At 27.7% G+C, this 19,682-nt stretch carries 22 protein-coding genes; 7 read left to right on the top strand and 15 right to left on the bottom strand.

The window, feature by feature from the left end:
* Positions 1 to 205: 205 nt before the first annotated feature.
* The 4 genes from CINS_RS02835 to CINS_RS07740 form a co-directional block, all read right to left on the bottom strand.
* Positions 206 to 1,645, bottom strand: coding sequence for a hypothetical protein (locus CINS_RS02835; RefSeq protein WP_039649675.1), 1,440 nt, complete (start codon positions 1,643 to 1,645; stop codon positions 206 to 208).
* A 134-nt stretch (positions 1,646 to 1,779) separates the two neighbouring features.
* The gene (gene guaA / locus CINS_RS02830; RefSeq protein WP_039649673.1) at positions 1,780 to 3,315 is read right to left on the bottom strand and encodes a glutamine-hydrolyzing GMP synthase; all 1,536 of its coding nucleotides are present in this window, start codon (positions 3,313 to 3,315) and stop codon (positions 1,780 to 1,782) included.
* Positions 3,316 to 3,325: 10 nt separating this feature from the next.
* Complete coding sequence (gene nhaD / locus CINS_RS02825) at positions 3,326 to 4,681, bottom strand: sodium:proton antiporter NhaD (RefSeq protein ID WP_039649671.1); 1,356 nt, start codon at positions 4,679 to 4,681, stop codon at positions 3,326 to 3,328.
* Complete coding sequence (locus CINS_RS07740) at positions 4,678 to 4,875, bottom strand: hypothetical protein (protein WP_052251955.1); 198 nt, start codon at positions 4,873 to 4,875, stop codon at positions 4,678 to 4,680. Before CINS_RS07740 ends, nhaD begins: the two co-directional genes overlap by 4 nt.
* Before the next feature lie 99 nt (positions 4,876 to 4,974).
* On the opposite strand from CINS_RS07740, the gene CINS_RS02820 reads away from it, so the two are divergent.
* Complete coding sequence (locus tag CINS_RS02820; protein WP_052251954.1) at positions 4,975 to 5,280, top strand: hypothetical protein; 306 nt, start codon at positions 4,975 to 4,977, stop codon at positions 5,278 to 5,280.
* Positions 5,267 to 7,066 (top strand): excinuclease ABC subunit UvrC, encoded by a 1,800-nt coding sequence (gene uvrC, locus CINS_RS02815; RefSeq protein ID WP_039649667.1) that lies wholly within the window; start codon positions 5,267 to 5,269, stop codon positions 7,064 to 7,066. Before CINS_RS02820 ends, uvrC begins: the two co-directional genes overlap by 14 nt.
* 9 nt (positions 7,067 to 7,075) lie before the next feature.
* Here the strand turns inward: uvrC and recR are convergent, their stop codons facing one another.
* Genes recR through CINS_RS02800 form a run of 3 tightly spaced genes read right to left on the bottom strand, consistent with a single transcriptional unit; the run spans position 7,076 to position 9,548 of the window.
* The gene (gene recR, locus CINS_RS02810; protein WP_039649665.1) at positions 7,076 to 7,648 is read right to left on the bottom strand and encodes a recombination mediator RecR; all 573 of its coding nucleotides are present in this window, start codon (positions 7,646 to 7,648) and stop codon (positions 7,076 to 7,078) included.
* Positions 7,645 to 8,880, bottom strand: coding sequence for an ArsS family sensor histidine kinase (locus CINS_RS02805; RefSeq protein ID WP_039649663.1), 1,236 nt, complete (start codon positions 8,878 to 8,880; stop codon positions 7,645 to 7,647). The genes recR and CINS_RS02805 overlap by 4 nt, the downstream gene beginning before the upstream one ends.
* The gene (locus tag CINS_RS02800; RefSeq protein ID WP_039649661.1) at positions 8,877 to 9,548 is read right to left on the bottom strand and encodes a response regulator transcription factor; all 672 of its coding nucleotides are present in this window, start codon (positions 9,546 to 9,548) and stop codon (positions 8,877 to 8,879) included. Before CINS_RS02800 ends, CINS_RS02805 begins: the two co-directional genes overlap by 4 nt.
* A 116-nt stretch (positions 9,549 to 9,664) precedes the next feature.
* Here CINS_RS02800 and dnaJ point away from each other — a divergent pair, with 116 nt between their 5' ends.
* Complete coding sequence (gene dnaJ, locus CINS_RS02795; protein ID WP_039649659.1) at positions 9,665 to 10,786, top strand: molecular chaperone DnaJ; 1,122 nt, start codon at positions 9,665 to 9,667, stop codon at positions 10,784 to 10,786.
* Here dnaJ and CINS_RS02790 read toward each other — a convergent pair.
* From CINS_RS02790 to gatC, 8 genes are read right to left on the bottom strand one after another with little or no spacing between them, the layout of a single operon-like run.
* Positions 10,783 to 11,562: a shikimate dehydrogenase gene (locus tag CINS_RS02790; RefSeq protein WP_039649657.1), complete on the bottom strand. Its 780-nt coding sequence runs from the start codon at positions 11,560 to 11,562 to the stop codon at positions 10,783 to 10,785. The genes dnaJ and CINS_RS02790 overlap by 4 nt on opposite strands.
* The gene (locus CINS_RS02785) at positions 11,559 to 12,380 is read right to left on the bottom strand and encodes an SPOR domain-containing protein (RefSeq protein ID WP_039649655.1); all 822 of its coding nucleotides are present in this window, start codon (positions 12,378 to 12,380) and stop codon (positions 11,559 to 11,561) included. Before CINS_RS02785 ends, CINS_RS02790 begins: the two co-directional genes overlap by 4 nt.
* 21 nt (positions 12,381 to 12,401) lie before the next feature.
* On the bottom strand, positions 12,402 to 12,947 hold the full coding sequence (locus CINS_RS02780; protein WP_039649653.1) for a DUF1882 domain-containing protein: 546 nt from the start codon (positions 12,945 to 12,947) through the stop codon (positions 12,402 to 12,404).
* On the bottom strand, positions 12,944 to 14,185 hold the full coding sequence (locus tag CINS_RS02775) for a serine hydroxymethyltransferase (protein WP_039649651.1): 1,242 nt from the start codon (positions 14,183 to 14,185) through the stop codon (positions 12,944 to 12,946). Before CINS_RS02775 ends, CINS_RS02780 begins: the two co-directional genes overlap by 4 nt.
* A complete protein-coding gene (lysS, locus tag CINS_RS02770) occupies positions 14,186 to 15,688 on the bottom strand; it encodes a lysine--tRNA ligase (protein WP_039649649.1) in 1,503 nt (500 codons plus the stop codon).
* A gap of 2 nt (positions 15,689 to 15,690) precedes the next feature.
* Positions 15,691 to 16,152 (bottom strand): Fur family transcriptional regulator, encoded by a 462-nt coding sequence (locus CINS_RS02765; protein ID WP_039649647.1) that lies wholly within the window; start codon positions 16,150 to 16,152, stop codon positions 15,691 to 15,693.
* Positions 16,153 to 16,710 carry a CvpA family protein gene (locus CINS_RS02760; RefSeq protein ID WP_039649645.1) on the bottom strand — a complete coding sequence of 186 codons (558 nt, stop codon included), beginning with the start codon at positions 16,708 to 16,710 and terminating at the stop codon, positions 16,153 to 16,155.
* 17 nt (positions 16,711 to 16,727) lie between these two features.
* Positions 16,728 to 17,015: an Asp-tRNA(Asn)/Glu-tRNA(Gln) amidotransferase subunit GatC gene (gene gatC / locus CINS_RS02755; protein ID WP_039649643.1), complete on the bottom strand. Its 288-nt coding sequence runs from the start codon at positions 17,013 to 17,015 to the stop codon at positions 16,728 to 16,730.
* Between the two features lie 168 nt (positions 17,016 to 17,183).
* On the opposite strand from gatC, the gene CINS_RS02750 reads away from it, so the two are divergent.
* From CINS_RS02750 to CINS_RS02735, 4 genes are read left to right on the top strand one after another with little or no spacing between them, the layout of a single operon-like run.
* Complete coding sequence (locus CINS_RS02750) at positions 17,184 to 17,732, top strand: hypothetical protein (protein WP_039649641.1); 549 nt, start codon at positions 17,184 to 17,186, stop codon at positions 17,730 to 17,732.
* 1 nt (position 17,733) lies between these two features.
* Positions 17,734 to 18,729 (top strand): hypothetical protein, encoded by a 996-nt coding sequence (locus CINS_RS02745; protein ID WP_039649639.1) that lies wholly within the window; start codon positions 17,734 to 17,736, stop codon positions 18,727 to 18,729.
* Positions 18,730 to 18,735: 6 nt separating this feature from the next.
* On the top strand, positions 18,736 to 19,062 hold the full coding sequence (locus tag CINS_RS02740; RefSeq protein ID WP_039649637.1) for a hypothetical protein: 327 nt from the start codon (positions 18,736 to 18,738) through the stop codon (positions 19,060 to 19,062).
* Positions 19,049 to 19,672, top strand: coding sequence for a type III pantothenate kinase (locus tag CINS_RS02735; RefSeq protein WP_039649635.1), 624 nt, complete (start codon positions 19,049 to 19,051; stop codon positions 19,670 to 19,672). The genes CINS_RS02740 and CINS_RS02735 overlap by 14 nt, the downstream gene beginning before the upstream one ends.
* Positions 19,673 to 19,682 lie beyond the last annotated feature (10 nt).

The following is a 19,682-nucleotide window of genomic DNA, read 5'->3' as shown; positions in this document are numbered from 1 at the left end:
AAGTATGTGACCCTAAAAAGTCAAATAGTGTCGCTAGGTAATTTTTAAAGGCTGCAGCTTCTCACTTTTTTTCAAAGTTCATACGAAGTCACAGAACACGGTAAATTACACATTGCAACTAAGAATTAATGTGTTGGATCCTCTTTAATACAAATCGAACCATTTAGGCAGATAAATTATAACCAACAAATCTTAAAAACATACTTTATAAAATTTTAAATTTAGTTTTAGAATCTTTTTTTAAAAAATATTTTCCCTCTAAAATTACGTCAGCTACAGGAGCCCATAAAGTTTTTTCATCTACATACACAATATCAAATTCTGTACTTTTCATTAATCCTTGATAATTTACTTTTTTAGGAGCATGTTTTACAACATAATAAGGACTCATAGAAAAAATTTGTATTTTCATTTTAGTATAGATTTCAGGATTTGCAGTAACTATCAAAAAATTTTTTTCACATTCTTTTCTCACTTTTTTTACATATGAAAGAAGCAGTTGATCATTCGAATTTAATGTGTGTTTGTTCAATCTATTTAAATAAAGCTCTGCAAAAGATAAAGTACAAAAGGAAATTTCAGTGGCATTTTTAAAATATGAATTTTTAATACTAGTAGATTTTAAAGATTTTTTCCATATTTCTACATCTTGCTTTGTAGCACAAATATTCAAACCTTGATTAATTTTATCAAAAAGTTTTTCTCTTACCATATTGAAGCTATTTGCAAAAATAGATAAATTCTTTTCATAAAATGCTTTTTTAACTTCTTCTAATTTTATTATACTCTCGCTAAAATAGTCTATTTCATTTTTAATTTCTATAAGTTTTGCTTTTTTAGAATGTATTATTTCTTCTAATTCTTGATACCTTTTTCCATTTTCTGCTTCTAATCTTGACTGTTTTGATTTAATCTCACTTGCTAAAGTACTTATTTGTCTTTCTAAAGCTAATTTCCTATTTTTTCTATTATCAATAGACGCTAGAAGAGCTTGATAATGGCATTGATGCGATAAAAATACCTCATCGTATAAACGCTCCATATTTATATGTTTTTGCTTATCCTGCATATCCTTATGAGCCATTTCAAGATGAACAATAATATTTTTCATAGCTGAAAAATCTGCTTGATTGATTGTATTATCAGAAAAAAGCAAAGTATCTAAAGCTTTACATAAAAAACGTTTAAGAACAAAAAAATCAATAATATAAGGTGCTTCATCTATCTTAATATCTTTGACTGCATTAATGGATAAAGTTTCATTATAAAAATATCGCTGAATAGTTTGTGGTATCGTCATACTTAAAGGAATTTTTTCAAATTCATCATAATTTGTTTCCCTATATAATTGCTGGACATAAGCATCACGCTTTGCCAACCTTAAATCTTCTAATTCATCATCACTATCAGTTTTCCAAAAATCCCTCTCTTTAATAAAATCATTTTCATTAAACTCCTGAAATTTAGAAGGTCTTAAATCTGTAATATGTTTTCCATCAGACCTAAATTCAACAAACATCCCCACTGTAGGCATACTTCTTTTGTCGTGCCAAGCGTGTCTATTAAATTCAAAAAAAGTTTTTGCAAGGTTTATAACCGTCCCTCTACCAGTACCATCTACATAAACCATTATTTTACCATGCATACAAAACCTTTTTTATTTTCAAGTAAACTAAAAATATTTTATCTTTGTTTTTATAAATTTATAATTATATTTTTGACTTTATGTAAAAAATATAATTATTATAAAAAATAATTAAAGCTTGTAGGATATTTTAATCATTCCCACTCTATAGTCGCAGGCGGCTTGCTTGATATATCATACACCACGCGATTTATGCCATCAACCTCATTAATAATACGGCGTGAAATATTTTCTAATAATTCATAAGGCAAATGAGAAAAAGTCGCTGTCATTCCATCACTTGCATTAACAACTCGTACACATACTGTATTATCATAAGTTCTATTATCTCCCATAACACCCACACTTTTAACATTTAAAAGCACACAAAACGCCTGCCATGTTTTATCATACCATCCGCTACTTTTTAACTCTTCAATTAGTATCATATCAGCTTTTCTTAAAAGCTCCAAATCAGCTTCATTAACTTCCCCCATAATACGTATAGCTAGCCCTGGACCAGGAAAAGGATGGCGATATACTATATCTTTGTTTAAACCAAGCTCCATTCCTAAAGCTCTCACTTCATCTTTGAAAATTTCTTTTAAAGGTTCGATTAATTTCAAATTCATCTTTTCTGGCAATCCGCCGACATTATGATGTGATTTTATAGTTTTACTAGCACCAACAACTGAACTTTCTATGATATCAGTATATAAAGTTCCTTGTGCAAGATATTTTACATCACTATGTTTTTTTGCCTCATCTTCAAAAACTTCTATAAAAGTGTTACCGATTATTTTTCTTTTTTGTTCTGGATCTTGAATTCCTTGCAAACGACTCAAAAATAAATCTTTTGCATCAATACTTATTAAATTAATTCCTAAGGTATGTCTAAACATATATTCTACTTGCTCTTTTTCACCGCTTCTTAAAAGTCCATTATCTACAAAAACAACCACAACTTGATCTTTAATAGCACTAGCAAGCAAAGCAGCAACCACACTACTATCAACACCGCCACTTACTGCACACAATACTTTATCATTACCAACTTCTTCTTTAATTTTTTGTGCCTGAGTTTTGGCAAAAGATCCCATATTCCACACACTGTCACAGTTGCAAGCGTATTTAGCAAAATTTTTCAATATATTTTTTCCAAATTCACTATGTTGAACCTCAGGGTGAAATTGCAAAGCATAAAATTTACGTTTTTCATCACCAAACACACAAAAAGGACTATTTTCACTGGTTGCAATCGCTTCAAAACCTTCTGGTAAATTTTCAACTTTATCAGAATGACTCATCCAAACTATTTGTCTTTTAGGTAAATTTTTAAACAAAATACTGTCATTTTGAACATCAATAGTAGCCTTACCATATTCTTTATGTCCTGCGGGAGCTACATTGGCATTAAAATGATGCGCCATTAATTGCATACCATAACAAATTCCTAAAATGGGTAAATTTAATTTAAAAATATCTTTATCACAAAAATAAGCATCATTAGAATAAACACTCGCTGGACCACCGCTAAGTATAATACCTTTTGGTTCTTTTGCTTTAATTTCTTCCATACTAACATTAAAAGGTAAAATTTCAGCATATACCCCTTGCTCCCTAAGTCTTCTTGCAATTAACTGAGTATATTGAGAACCAAAATCTAAAACTAAAATATCTGCTTTTTTCATCTTTATCCTTTTATAAATTTAACATTTGAAATTGTATATACCAAACAACAATAGATACAATATATCCCATTAATATAGTCCATGCATATTTTAAATGAGCATTGAAAGTATAAATCCCTTTCATCTTTCCCATTACGCCTACCCCAGCAGCTGATCCAAAACTAATCAGCGATCCACCAATACCTGCAGTTAATGTAATCAATAGCCATTGCGTATGGTCCATACTTGGATTTGCCTTTAAAACCGCACTCATCACAGGGACATTATCTACTATAGCAGATAAAATTCCCACTCCTATATTTACACTTGTTGGTCCTAAGATTGTATATAAATTTGAGGCATAAGCTAACCAACCAACAAAATGTAAAGCACCAACTGCTGATAGAATACCAAAGAAAAATAATAGTGTATCCATTTCAATACGAGTCATATAATAAAACACATTCAAATCTTTTTTACCTCTTTCTTTGTTGAAAAAATATATATATAAACTCAATAAAGAAAGACCGAAAATCATACCCCACATAGCCGGTAAATCACAAATACTATGGACAAATACAGCCAAAGCAATGGTAAAAAGTCCTAAAATTATAAAAACTTTACCACCTTCTTTTATTTTAATTTCCTCTAGATGTTCTTTAGCAAAATTTGGTTTAACATTTGGCACATAAAGTGACAATAAATAAGCAGTAACTATCCACCCAATAAAAGATGCTGGAAAAAGTGCAAAAAATTCTAAAAAATCTGCCTTTTTAGCAGTCCATACCATTAAAGTAGTAATATCTCCAAATGGAGACCATGCGCCACCAGCATTTGCAGCTACTACTATATTGATAGCACCTGGTATTAGAAAATCTTTTTTATTTTTATCAATCGTCAAAAGCACTGTAGATAAAATCAAAGCTGTAGTTAGATTATCAGCTATTGGGGAAATGAAGAATGCCAAAGCTCCTGTAAGCCAAAATAATTTTCTATAAGTATACCCTCTACTAACAAGCTTATATTTTAGAGTTTCAAACACTGATCTTTCTATTAAAGCTTCTATAAAAGTCATTGCTGCAATTAGAAAAAATACAATCTGAGCAATCTCTAAAATTAAATGATTAACGCTTTCTTCTAAAATTTGCGTATCAAGGTTATTAACAACCAAGTAAACACCAATAATTATAAAAGAAAAAGTTCCCACAAACAATGCTGGTTTAGTTTTATTAATATGATATTTTTCTTCCATTGCGATTAAATAATAGCCTAGAATAAAAATAATCAAAATACCAATACCCAAACTAGTAAATGCTAAATTTAATTCGCTAGAACCAGCAAATAATAAAGTAAAACTACAACAAAGTAAAAAGAAAATTTTTTTCATATCTCATTTTCCATTGCTTGAAATTTTTTTATTTTAATCTCGCTTTGATTATCATCTTTTTTTTCATAAAATGGAATATCTTTATAACCACATGCACTTAAAAACATTAAGATAAAAAATGATAACATTATAAAATGAGAAGAGAAATTAAAACGAGTAATTTTATTATCAACAAACTTATCCAATCTAAACACTATAAACCTCTCAGTGTGCTATTTCAATATAAAGAATTTTTTAATCTCTTGAGCGTTAACCACAAACAAATGATTAGCAAAATCTTCGTTAAAAACAACATGTTAATTATTTTAGCTAAACACCATGTTGCTTACATGGAATTAAATCACGATAATACCAAAAAAACTATTAAAAAATTAATAAAACACTACACTTTTGCAAAACCTGAAAATATTTTTGCCAATGTTGACACAATAAAAATTTTTAGCGATAAAAATTTTATTCATCAAAATACAAGCAAATCTACATATAAAAAAAGCTCTATAGAGCTTTCAAATGCAAGTTTTCATAATAATATAAACCATCCCTTGTTATATAAAAAATTTGAAGAATTAAGAAAAATTATTCAAGATGCTAAAAAATGAAATAAAAACTATTCCTAGTTTACCGGGAATATACCAATATTTTGATCAAAATGGTAAATTATTATATGTAGGCAAAGCAAAAAATCTTAAAAATCGCGTAAGAAGCTATTTTAATTTTACACCAATATTCTCACCAAATTCAAAAAATAGTCTAAGAATTCAAAAAATGATCAGTGAAACTCACCATGTTGAATTTATCACAACAAATACAGAAGCAGATGCTCTAATTTTAGAAAATTCATTTATAAAACAACTTCATCCTAAATATAATATATTATTACGAGATGATAAAACTTACCCTTATATTTATATAGACTTAAATGATGATTTTCCAAGATTTGAAATTACTAGAAAGATTATAAAAAAATCTAAAATAAAATATTTTGGCCCTTTTTTTAAAGGTGTTAAAGAACTTTTAAATGCACTGTATTTAATTTTCCCTTTAAGACAAAAAAAATCATGTAAAGAAATTTGTTTATTTCATCAAATCAAAAGATGCAAAGCGCCATGTGAAAATAAAATAACAAAAGAAGAATACAATCAAATAATACAAAACGCTACTCAAGCTCTCTTAAATTCTTCATTTTTAATAAAAACCTTAGAAAAAAAAATGTTTGATCATGCACAAAGTGAAAATTATGAAGAAGCAGCCATTATACGAGATCAAATCAAAACTATACAAGATTTAAGTGTTAAAATTCATATAGATATTGCAAAATTAGAAAATTTTGATGTATTTGTGTTTTTTGTAAAAAATAATATACTTTCCTTAGTGCGTTTTGTTATAAACAATGGTAAAATGATCAGCTCAAATCAAAAAATTATCACGTTAAAAGAACAAAATGATTTAGATCTAAACGAAATTTATAAACAATATATTTTGGAAAATTTCACAGAAGATACTCCTATTAATTCCACTCAAATTTATATACATCAAGAATTTGAAGATCTAAAATTACTAGAATCAACACTTTCTCAAAGATTTTCTAAAAAATTTTATATTAAAGTTCCAAAGCTAGGAGAGAAAAAAAAGATTTGCGATTTAGCGTTAGAAAATGCAAGAATAAATATAGAAAAATATATACAAAATGAAGATTATATAGTACTAAATGACATAAAAAAATACTTTAATTTACAAAATTATCCAAATAGTATAGAAATTTTTGACAACTCGCATTATCAAGGAGATGCTAGCGTTGGGGCTATGGTTGTATATAAAAATAATGGTTTTGAGAAAAAATCATATAGACATTATCACCTGTCCCATAAAAATGATTACGACCAAATGTTTCAAACACTCAGTAAAAGGGCTTTGTCTTTTGATAAAACTCCGCCTCCTGATCTTTGGCTTATAGATGGAGGAGATGCATTATTAAAACTTGCTAACACTATAGTAAAAAGCTCGGGAGCTAATATAGATATTTTAGCCATATCAAAAGAAAAAATTAACTCAAAAGCACACAGAGCAAAAGGAAATGCTAAAGATAAAATTTATTCTGATAATGGAATTTTTACATTCTCAAGTAACGACAAAAAATTACAATTTTTACAAAAATTACGTGATGAGGCGCACCGCTTTGCAATCAATTTTCATCAAAAAACAAAAAGAAAACAAAATTTATATAGTTCAAAGTTGTTACAACTTGGAATTTCTCAAGCAAATATTCAAAAACTTTTAAATTATTACGGAGATTTTAATAAAATTTCACAAGCACATTATGAAGAAATTAAATCCATATGCAATGCAAAAGTAGCAAAATTGATCAAAGAAAATTATGATATTTAACTTATTCTTTCAATCCAATTTAATTCTGTGATTAATGGCTTTATGTAGCGATATAAAATCAACATTTTCTAAACTAACTCCGCTTGGAATTCCTTGTGCAATATGTGTTAATTTCAAATTTAAATCTTTTAATTTTTCCTCTATAAAAAAAACTATAGCATCAGAGTTAAGTCCTTGAGTAAAGGCAAAAAACAATTCATTGGTATTATATTTTAAAACCATAGATTTCAATCTGATAATATACTCTTCACTAGTATCTTCCAATACAAAATAGTAACCATCAAAACTACCACTATCTTCTAGTATTAATACATCTTTAGGACTTTGAACAACACAAATAATCTCTTTATTTCTATTATTATCAGCACAAATGTCACATATTTCATTCTCGCTTAAAGCACCACAAAATGAGCATTTTCTGGTAACTCTAATTGATTCTTCGATATTATAAGCCAATTTAGTTCCAAGTAATGGATCTTTAATACAAACGTGATAAGCAAGACGGAGTGCTGTTTTTTTTCCTATAGTTGGTAAAGAAGCAAAAGATTTAACCAATTCATTAAACTTCTCAACTGTCTTCAATTATCAAACCTTAAAAAATGAATTTTAAAAGAATGATAACCATCTTCATAAGAGTAACTTAAATTATATCCGTGAATATTACAAATATTATTAATAATATAAAGCCCCAATCCCATTCCTTCTGTTTGAGTATCCCCCTCTCTCACAAAAGGTTTTAAATAATATTCAAAAGTTTTTTTAAGTTTATTGCCTTTATTGCGAACCATAATGTAATCACTAGAACAAATCACTTCACAACTTTTGTCATCAGAATATTTAATAGCGTTATCGATAAGGTTTTTAATTAATAAAGAAAATAATTCCAAATCAGCTACTATCATAGTATCTTCTTTATATGTGATCTTAACTTTTTGATAAAAATCTTCTCGCATAAGATAATCTTGTGCTTGTTCTAAAATTAAACTAATATGATAAGTTTGCAAATTCAAATGACAATTTTTAGATAAAACTTTTTCTATTTTACCAAATTCATCAATCAAAAGTTCAAGCCTTTCAAAGATATCAACTAAACGATCTTTTTGTTTTTGATTGTCAATCATTTCGCAAACAATTCTACCCTTGCCAATAGGAGTTTTTAACTCATGCATAATCATTCTCAAAAAGAATTGTCTTGATTTTACTAATTCTTGAATTTTAGTCATTGCATGATCAAATTCAAAAGAAATTTCAGATATCTCATCATTTATTTGAGAATACTCCGACAAAGGCTCTATCTTTCCCGAATTAATACTTTTGATTTTATTTTTTAAAATTTTTAAAGGCTTCAAAGATCTTAAAACCGAAAAATATAAAAACATAATTAAAACAAGAATAAATACAAAACTAAACAAAAATAAATATTCAAATTTAACTGCTGTATCAAAATAATATAATTGTTTTTGCTGATTATATTCAACATATAAATAAAACTGATCATGATAAATAATAGAAGATAATGATCCTATAGAAAACTGTATTTTAAAAGCTTTTTCGCCTTTAGCTATTATTTGCTTAAAAATACGTTCATTTGTAATTAAACAATAAGATTTAGAAAGGAGATAATTGTGTAAATCAAATTCCTTATCTCTTTCTAAATTATAAGCAATCTTCGCAATTATTTCTTTTTGATTTATTCTTTCATCTGCAATATGAGAATCAATTTGAATTTTTCCCAACAAGGCAAATAAAACACAAACAAATAAAAAAGCTGCTGCAAAAAGGATAGTTATTTTTAAATTTATTGCTATTTTCATCCTATAAGCTTATATCCTATGCCTCTAACTGAAAAAATATGCTTTGGAGATTTAGAATTATCACCAATTTTAGTTCTAAGTCTTCCTATAATAACATCTAAACTCTTAGAATCTTTGTCTTTTAAACTTTTACAATGATACACCAATTGCTCCCTACTTACTGAAAAACCATGTTGTCTAATCATATAACTTAAAATTTCATATTCTGCTGGAGTTAATATTAATACTTCATCGTTATAACTAATTTCATGTCTTTTTTCGTCAATCTTAAAAGCTGAATTAATAATTTTTTCTGGAGTTTCATTAGTGCGCTTTGAGCGACGGATTAAACTCATAATTCTCGCATGCATCTCTTTAGGATCATAAGGTTTTGGCAAATAATCATCAGCACCAATTTGAAGACCTACTATTTTATCACTTAAATCACTTCTTGCTGATGAAATAATAATAGGAATGCTATATTTTTCTCTAATTTCTCTACAAACTTCAAGACCATCAAGACCTGGAAGTGTCAAATCAAGTATTAAACAATCATAGTTTTTTATTCCTGCACTCATACCTAAATATGGATCTTCATAATTAGTAACTTTGATATTAAATTGAGCTAAATATTCAGCTAAAAATTCTGCAAAATCTGGATCATCTTCAATCATTAAAACATTAATCATTATCTATTCCTTCCACTTATTTTAATTCCTTAAGAGCTAGCATTATAACATACAATATTAATATCGTTTATTTTTTTGCTAAAATTACACTTTAAAAAAATAATAAAGGTTAGAAAGTGGAACTTAATTATTATGAAATTTTAGAAATTTCTCAAAATTCTGACAAGGAAACCATTAAAAAAGCTTATAGAAAAATGGCTCTTAAGTATCATCCTGATAGAAATCAAGGCGATAAACAAGCAGAAGAAAAATTTAAATTAGTGAATGAGGCATACGAAGTTTTAAGTAACGATGAAAAAAGAAGCGTATATGATAGATATGGCAAAGAAGGGTTAAGAGGATCTGGAGGCGGTGGATTCGGATTTGAAGATATTGATTTAGGCGATATCTTTTCAAGCTTTTTTGGAGAAGGTTTTGGATTTAATAATTCAAGACAAAAAAACAAAAAAGAAAATAAATTTCCAAGTGACTTACAAGTAACAACACAAATTAGTTTTAAAGAGGCCGTTTTTGGTTGTAAAAAAAATATAAATTTTACATACAAAACTTTTTGTAAAGTATGCGATGGAACAGGTGCTCAAGATAAAGAAGAAACCACGTGCTCTCATTGTCACGGTAGAGGACAAATGGGTGTAAAACAAGGATTTATGACTTTTGTACAAACTTGCTCTCATTGTCAAGGGACTGGGAAAATCATAAAGAATAAATGCAAAACTTGTCATGGTAATGGTTATGAAGAAATTAACGATACTATTGAGCTTGATATCCCAGAAGGTATAGATAATGGCATGAGTCTTAGAGTACAAAATAAAGCAAATCAACTACCACATAGCTCTCAAAGAGGAAATCTATATATCAAAATTATGGTAGCAGATGATGATAAATTTATTAGAGATGAAGATAATATTTACACTATTGTTCCTGTATTTTTTACTCAGGCAGCACTTGGAAAAACTATCAAAGTCTCCACATTAAGAGGTGAAGCGAATTTAAAACTTCCAATAGGCGCAAAAGATAAACAAAAATTCGAACTCGCAAACGAAGGAGTAAAAAATATTCATACTGGGAAACTTGGTTCACAAATAATTCAAATTGATATCAAATTTCCAAAAAGTCTTAATGAGGAACAACACAAGTTACTAAACGAACTTGAAAAGAGTTTTGGTTTAGAAAATGAAGACTCTTGCATAGAACAAGAAAGTTTATTTGATAAAATAAAATCTTGGTTTAGTCATTAAATTTGCAAAGCCTCTTCCATAGCTTTGCAAATTTCTTCGGTATTGTGATTTTCAAAAAATAAGTCAAACGCATACACGCCTTGCCACAAAAGCATATTTTTACCATCTTTGATTTTCAAGCCACAATTACTCGCAAGTTGCAAAAAAGCTGTAGTTTTTCCATAAATCACATCATAGGCATATTTTGAATTTTTAAAAAGACTAATAAGAATTTTTTTATCACAAGCCATTTGCTCATCATTTAATCCAGCACTAGTAGTATTAATTATAATATCAAAAATTTCATGAGCTATTAAATCCTCATACAAACAACAATTAAAATCCAAGAAATTCACAAATCTATCTTGCGACCTATTAGCTATTTTTACTTCAATATTTTTTGATTTTAAAGCATGAGCAATTGATTTTGATGTTCCACCCGCACCCAATATTAATGCTGATTTTATATCTTTAAATTCTTCAATTGATTTTAAGAAACCCAAATAATCTGTATTGTGTGCGTAAATTTTATTATTTTTATTAATCAAAACATTGCAAGATTTTATTTTACAAACATATTCGTCTTTAATATCAGCTATTTCAAAAGCATATTCTTTAAAAGGAACGGTGATATTTACACCATCAAAAAAGCCAACAACTCTTTTTAGATCTAAAGGATTTTGTAAATGAAATCTTGTATATATAGCTTCTTCATTAAAAAACAAAATGGCATTATTATGCATTCTAGGAGAAATAGAATGCATAATTGGATTACCAATAACTGAAAAAAATTTCATTTTATTCTAAAAGTAAAAGCACCTTTAGCTACCTTAGAACGAATTTTTTCTAATTCAACTTTTAAATCATTTTCACTATATGGACCAACCAACACTTTTGTTAATTCCTTGCCGTTCACAGTTGTTTTATAAATTTTATAGTTATATCCATTTTCTTTCAAAATATTTAATTCTTTTGATTTTGGATCCAAAGTATTTAATGAAAACACTTGTATATAAGCACCTGATTCAAAATTAGAATCTGTTGTTTTAACCTTTTCAAACAACTCATTAGGATTATTAACCACATTCTCTTTAACCACTTTAGCGTCTTTAATCTCTTTTTTAACCTCTGGTTTAGCTTTTTTTTCTGGCAACTCTTCTATATTACTCACATTACTCACCATATTTTTTTCTTCTTTTGGCTCAGTACTTGCAATTTGATCCAAAACGTTACTATTAATTACAGAATCAGTCACATTCTCTTCTAAAGGCATTTCATTTGACATTGCTTCATTTGTACTCATATTGTTTTCATTTAAAGCACTTTCTTCTTTTAATTTTCTTGCTAAAGCTTCAAATTCATCCTCTTCTTTACTATTATCTATAATAGGCAGAGAGTCAAAATTACTCTCATAAGATGATTGTTTTTCAGGCTCAGAAGGTATTTGAAGTGATTTTTCTTCACTTGGATTATTAATCAATTTCATTACAATCATAACAACTAAAAATACAATTATTAAAATAATTGCTCTTAAAAGAATTTTTTTAATTCTTTCATTCTTACCACTTTTTTGCAAGATGATATCATCAAATTCATTTTTTTTATTTTCTTCCATAGTATTTATCCTTTCTAAATATTACATATGCTTTGACCAAGAAGCCCCACGTTCTTTTTGATATACTTCATAAGGCAATGTTAAAATATTAAATTCCTTAGGTATATCTAAACTAGGAAAAACTTTCCACTCTATTGGCATTTTCTGAGAAAAAAGCAAAGAAAGTCTCGTTCCTAAAGAACATGCTTCGTTAAAAGTAGTATGCCCTTTGTGTATATACAAATGCAAATGATTATTAGTTCTAGTTTTATAAGCTGTAAAATTAATAAAACCTTCTTCTCTTAATACTAATTGAGCTCTATGCCAAAATCTTTCTGCATTAAAACCATTGTAGTCAAACACAATATTCTCAACCTTATCAAAGCTATTAATCAAAGAATGTGCAACAATAATTTTCTTTTCCATGTGCTCTTGTATAATATTTGCAGTAAGAGGAGCATTTATTTTTTCAAATTTATCAAAAAAAATTCTGCCTTTATACTCATATTTATTAACCATAGTATTTCTTTTTATATAATAATGGTTTGTAACCATTTTAATTAAAGCCATATCCATTGTAGTTATCAAAATACTGCCCTCTCATAAATAATAAAATTACTAGCTAATTTTTTAAGTTTTATTCTAATTTCCTCTTGTAACTTTATATCATGTATATCATCTAAAATATCCGCGATATAATTTGCTACAATTTCCATTTGCTCTTCTTTAAAACCTCTAGCACTCAATGCTGCTGTACCAAGTCTTAAACCACTAGTCACAAAAGGACTTCTTGTTTCTCCAGGAACGGTATTTTTATTTGCTGTAATCCCAGCATTTTCTAATGCTAGATCTGCATCTTTACCACTAAAATTTTTATTTAAAAAATTCAACAAGATTAAATGATTATCAGTTCCACCACTAACTAATTCATATTTTCTATCTAATAAAACTTTTGCCAAAACCGCGGTGTTTTTAATAATTTGCCTTGCATAAATTTTCCATTCATTACTCAAATTATATTTAAATCCCACTGCCTTTGCAGCAATAACATGCATTAATGGACCACCTTGAATACCAGGAAAAATTGCTGAATTAATTTTTTTAGCAATTTCTTCATCGTTATACATTATAATACCACCCCTAGGTCCTCTCAAAGTTTTATGGGTTGTAGAACTAACCACATGTGCATGTGGAAAAGGGCTAGGGTGTTCATTAGCCACAACCAAACCAGCTATATGAGCGATATCAGCAAACAAATACGCTCCAACTTCATCAGCAATTTCTCTAAATTTAGCAAAATCAATAATTCTAGGATAAGCGCTTGCACCGCAAACTATAAGTTTAGGTTTGATTTTTTTAGCAATCTCTCTTACTTTATCATAGTTGATTCTCCCATCAAGCTCAACTCCATAAAAATGACTTTCATAAATTTTACCAGAAGAACTAACTTTTGCACCATGAGTCAAATGTCCACCATGACTTAAATCCATGCCCAAAATCTTATCTCCAGGATTTAAAAGCGCCATATATACACCTTGATTTGCCTGAGATCCAGAATTTGGCTGAACATTAGCAAAATTACAATTAAAAAGCTTTTTACATCTTTCTATAGCAATACTCTCAATCTGATCAACGAATTCACATCCGCCATAATATCTCTTCCCTGGATATCCTTCTGCATATTTATTTGTAAGGATACTACCCATTATTTCCATAACTTCTGGAATGGTAAAATTTTCACTTGCAATCATTTCAAGACCATCACACTGTCTTGCAAGTTCTTGCTGTGTTAAATCAAAAATTTCTCTATCAAATTTCTCTAACATTCATTCTCCTTTTATTTCAGACTTTATTGGTCGCATTGCAGGAAACAAGATAACATCACGAATTGATTTTTTATTTAATAATAGCATCACGAGTCTGTCAATACCTATTCCTTCTCCAGCGGTTGGTGCCATAGCATAACCAAGTGCATTCACAAAATCTTCATCCATCTCACACGCTTCTTCATCACCTGCGTTTTTAGCTTCAATTTGTTTTAAAAATCTTTCATACTGATCAAGTGGATCATTTAGCTCATTAAAGCCATTAGCAATTTCTCTACCAGCAATGAATAACTCAAATCTTTCTGCAATACTTTCATCCTCATCACTTCTTCTAGACAATGGGCTAATAGAAATTGGAAAATCAACAACAAAGGTTGGATTTATAAGCTTATCTTCTACATAATTATCAAAAAGCTCAGCTTGTAAATGTCCTAATTCTAATTTTTCATTTACTTCAATACCATCACTCTGCAATTTTAAAATAATTTTTTCTCTATCGTTAATTATTGTATCATTCAAATTACCATATTTTTTTAAAGCATCTTTGTAGGAAATTCTTTCAAAGGGTTTTGAAAAATCAATCACTTTTTCATCGAAATCAATTTTAGTATCTAAATTTAATTTTTCTAACAACGTAGCGAATAATTCTTCTGTTAAATCCATTAAATCGTTATAGTTATGGTATGCCCAATAAAATTCAATGGTTGTAAATTCTGGATTATGAGTGAGATCCATACCTTCATTTCTAAAACATCTATTAACTTCATAAACCGCTTCAAAACCGCCAACAATCAATCGTTTTAAGTATAATTCAGGAGCAATCCTTAAAAATCTTTCCACCCCTAAAGCATTATGGTGAGTAATGAAAGGTTTTGCATTTGCACCACCAGCAATAGGATGCATCATAGGAGTTTCAACCTCCAAAAATCCCTTGTTTTCAAAAAAAGCCCTAATATAAGATATAATCTTAGAACGCAAAATAAAATCTTTTCTAACTTGTGAATTCATAATCATATCTACATATCGTTTTCTATATCTTTGCTCAATATCAGTCAATCCATGATATTTTTCAGGCAAGGGCACAATGGCTTTTGTTACAAGCTGAATTTGTTTTACATGTATACTAAATTCACCAGTTTTAGTCATAAAAGGGAAACCCTCGACTAAAACAATATCTCCTACTTCAAGATATTTTTTTAAAGTATCAAAGTATTCTTGACCTAAAATATTTTGATTAAAATAAATTTGTATATTATCTTGCTCATCTTCAATATTTGCAAAAATAGACTTCCCAGCAATCCTAAGTAATTTTAATCTCCCAGCTAAAATCCCACCTACACCTTCATCTCTTTGGTTTTCCAGATCTTTAATATAAAAAAATTTCTCTTTATATTGAGATACACTCATTTCTTTTTTTAAAAAATGAGCATATGGATTAATTCCTATTTTTCTTAATTCTTGTACTTTTTGAATTTTTTGTTGCTCTAAAATATTATCAAACATTTCTAACCTTTTTTTGCATTACATTTTGGACAAAGACCATAAAGCTGCATCAAATGACCTGTTAATTTAAAATTATATTCTTTTGCGATTAACATTTGCTGCTGTTCGATAATAGAATTTTCAAATTCAACAATTTCACCACAACTTTTACAAATCAAATGATCATGGTGAGGTTTATTTGCAAGTTCAAATTTTTTCCCTGAAGCTCCAAAAGAAATAGAAGTTGCCATACCAGAATCTTCCAATAAATTTAAAGTTCTGTACACTGTTGCTATACCAACATTTAGCTCGGGATTATTTTGTTTAATCTCCACATACAAACTTTCAGGAGTATAATGCTTTTCACTGTGATATAAAGTTTTAAGCAAAATTTCTCTTTGTTTTGTATATTTTAGTCCATTATCTTTAAGTGTTTTTTTAAAACGCTCGAGCAAAACATCGTATTCTATATTTTCAATTTGCATTTACAACTCCGGTGTTAAACTTAAATTTGAATCTTTAATTTTATCTTCCATTTTTTCTAAATTAGTTTGTGTAAAATCCGTATTCATTATAAAATCACCTGTATATTTAAGTATTTCAAAAGTATGGCTATTTTGAGTATACTTACTCAAATTTATTCTTAAAAATTCTATATTACTAATACATGCAACTAATATAGCAAAAATTAAAAATATTTTAGCTCCGCCGAATAAAAAGCCACCAATTCTATCAACAAATCCGAGTCCACTTAAACTAAACAATTTTGATAAAATATTTCCAACAATTAAACATACTATCCAAATTACAATAAGCAAAACCAAAAAACCAGCAAATACAGCTAAATTTTCGTTCTGAATTTGATAAAAATTTTTATCAATAATATTTGCTACTTCTTTAGCATATCTAGAGGCGACTAAAACTCCGCCAACTATTCCGAGTAAACCAAATACTTCTTTTATAAAACCGCTAATTAAGCCTTTTAAACCTAAAATTAAGATTAATCCTACTACAAAAACATCAAACCAAGCAAAATTTTCCATTCAATACCTACTTTAAATTATTCTATAATTTTTGGAACGATAAAAAAACCTTCTTGAGACTTCGGAGCATGCTTGCTGATAATCTCAATCACACTGCTCTTGCAACTTTCATCTTCCCTAAAAGGAGTTCCACCTGTAGTAGTGCTAGTAATCGCTTCTATACCGTCAAGTTTTAATTCATCTAGTTTCTGAACAAAATCAACTATTTGTCCTAACTGTTGTTCTAATTCTTTTCTTTTTTCCTCAGATACTTTCAAAGCACTAAGTTTTTCAAGTTTAGTTAATAATTTGTCATCTATTTGCATTATATACCCTAAATATTTTAAAATACAGCATAAGCTTTTTACTCTAAGAGCTAAAAATTATAACATAAATATTTTATTTTTTCATTTTTATATGATACAATTGTTATTTCACAAAATAAATAAAAGTACAATTTGTACAAGTAAAAATTAAAATTTCTAGGAATAAAAATGGCTTTAAAGGAAAATTTACAACAAACCATAAAAAATGAATTAAATTCTCAAGAACAAATAATGGAAAAATTTATAAAAAGTGAACGTTTTATAAAAAAATATAAAAACTATATTTTAGTCTTATTGGCTATTGTAATCATCTACTTTTTAACCAATTTTATTGTAAATTATAACGAAGAAAAAAATACACAAGAAAGCAACGCGATTTTTATTTCTTTATTAAAAGATCCAAAAAATATAGATAATTTAGAAAAATTAAAAACTAAAAATCCCAATTTATATGTTATATTTTTAATGAGTACATCAAATTTTACTGATTTAAATCAAACTACAAAATTAGATTTAGATCCTCTATTAAAACAAATCATATTAGCACAAAATAACGAAGATGCTACATTTTTAAAGGATTATAATACCTTACTCAATGGTTATAATTTTTTAAAAAATAATGATTTTAAAAATGCGCAAATGGAATTTGAGAAAATACCTTTAAACTCACCATTGTGGCAGCTTATAAAAAGTTTAAAACATTACCAGGGATTGTAAAATGAAACATTTTTTTATTTTTATTGTAACCTTATTATTTTTAAGTGCATGTGGTACTAAAAGAGAATATTACCAGCCTTCCAAAGTTGAATCAACAACATTACAAAGTAAAAATATCCAAGGTAAAATTATAGACTTTAATAGCAATGTAGCCCAATTAAATAATAATACCTTTATCGATGAATTTGGCGAGATAATTAATTTTAAACTTGACAAAAACTACCAAATAATCAACACTTATCAACATGAAATTTTAATCGCTGATAACAATGGAAATTTCAAAATTCTTGATATGCAAAACAATGAATTATTTTCACATAAATTTAGCGAAAGCGTTGTAGCTGCAAATATAGATGGAGATGATATTGCTTTAGTTTTAGCTAATAATACTTTAGTTTATGCAAATAAAAATTTAGGTATAAAAATGATTCAAAATATCGGCAGCTCTTATGCTCAAGATAGTCGTTTTGCTAGTCCGCAATTTTTAAATACAATCATCATATACCCTATGCTAAATGGCAAACTTGCAATAGTTAACAAAAGTACATTAAAAATCATACGAGAAATTATAGTAAGTAGCGAGGAATTTTTTAATAATATTATTTATCTTGCCATAAAAGATGATAAAATGGTTGCTGCAACTGGCAAAAAAGTTATTGTAGTTGCTCCTAATAGAACTTTATATTTTAATGAAGATATAAAAGATATTACTATGGGTGATCGAGAAATTTTTATACTTACAAAGGATGGAAAAGTTATCAAAACAGATCTTAATCTTAGAGTAATTAGCGAAAATAAATTTCAATTTGCATTATTTTCAAAAAGTACTTTCTATAATAATTTTTTATATATCTTTGAAAAAACTGGATATTTAATTAAAATCAATTCAGATTTAAATAATTATAATGTATATAAACTATCTGATGCTGTTGATAAAAAGAGTTTTATGAAACAAAATAAGTTTTTTTACGGTGACAAAGTTTTGCAACTTAAATGATATTATATGAATCAAAATCTTAGCAATGTATTAATCCATCATCAGTTTATCCTTAAGAATACACAGAATATTGATACTAGTTTATATACAAAAATGAAAACAATTACAATTATTTTAGGAGAAGATGCTAAAAGCCAAAAATATTTAGTTATATTCTCTTTTGCCAAAAGTAAAATATTAATGAAAAATATTATAGATATTGAAAAAATATTTTTAAATATTAATAAAGACATCTTGTGTAAAAAAAATATTTTTTTTCACAAGGCAATGATTTGTTCTAAAGTGCAAAATTATTTAAATTTAAAAGGAATTAAAAACTATGCTTTTGTGTGATATTGGAAATACAACTGCGAGTTTTTTAGATAACCAAAAATTTTACTCTATGAATATAGAACAATTTCTAAAATATGAGCCCGATCAAAAAATATTTTATATTAATGTCAATCCTAACTTAGATCAAAAACTAGAAAATAATCCTTTATTTATAAATTTAGCTTCATATTTTAATTTTGATACAATTTATAAAAATTTAGGAGTAGATAGAATCGCTGCGTGTTATACTATAGAAGATGGAGTTGTAGTTGATGCAGGCTCAGCAATCACAGTTGATATAGTTTCCAACTTCATCCATCTTGGAGGTTTTATATTACCAGGTATAGAAAACTACAAAAAATCTTTTGCAAATATCTCATCAAAACTAAGATATGAACTAAATACTCAAGTAAATTTTGATGCTTTTCCGCAAAGAACAATAGATGCTTTAAGCTATGGAACTTTTAAAAGTATTTATTTATTAATCAAAGATTGCGCCTATGACAAAAAACTATATTTTACAGGTGGTGATGGACAATTTTTGGCTAACTTTTTTGATTATGCTATTTATGATAAATTTTTAATATTTAGAGGTATGAAAAAAGTTGTTGATGAAAATTTTAAATTATAAATTCATTTAT

Origin of the sequence: Campylobacter insulaenigrae NCTC 12927 (assembly GCF_000816185.1) — a bacterium.
In the GTDB taxonomy this organism is placed as follows: Bacteria; Campylobacterota; Campylobacteria; order Campylobacterales; family Campylobacteraceae; genus Campylobacter_D; species Campylobacter_D insulaenigrae.
Note: the sequence above shows the minus strand (reverse complement) of the source record. Positions and strands in the feature narration are given on the sequence as shown.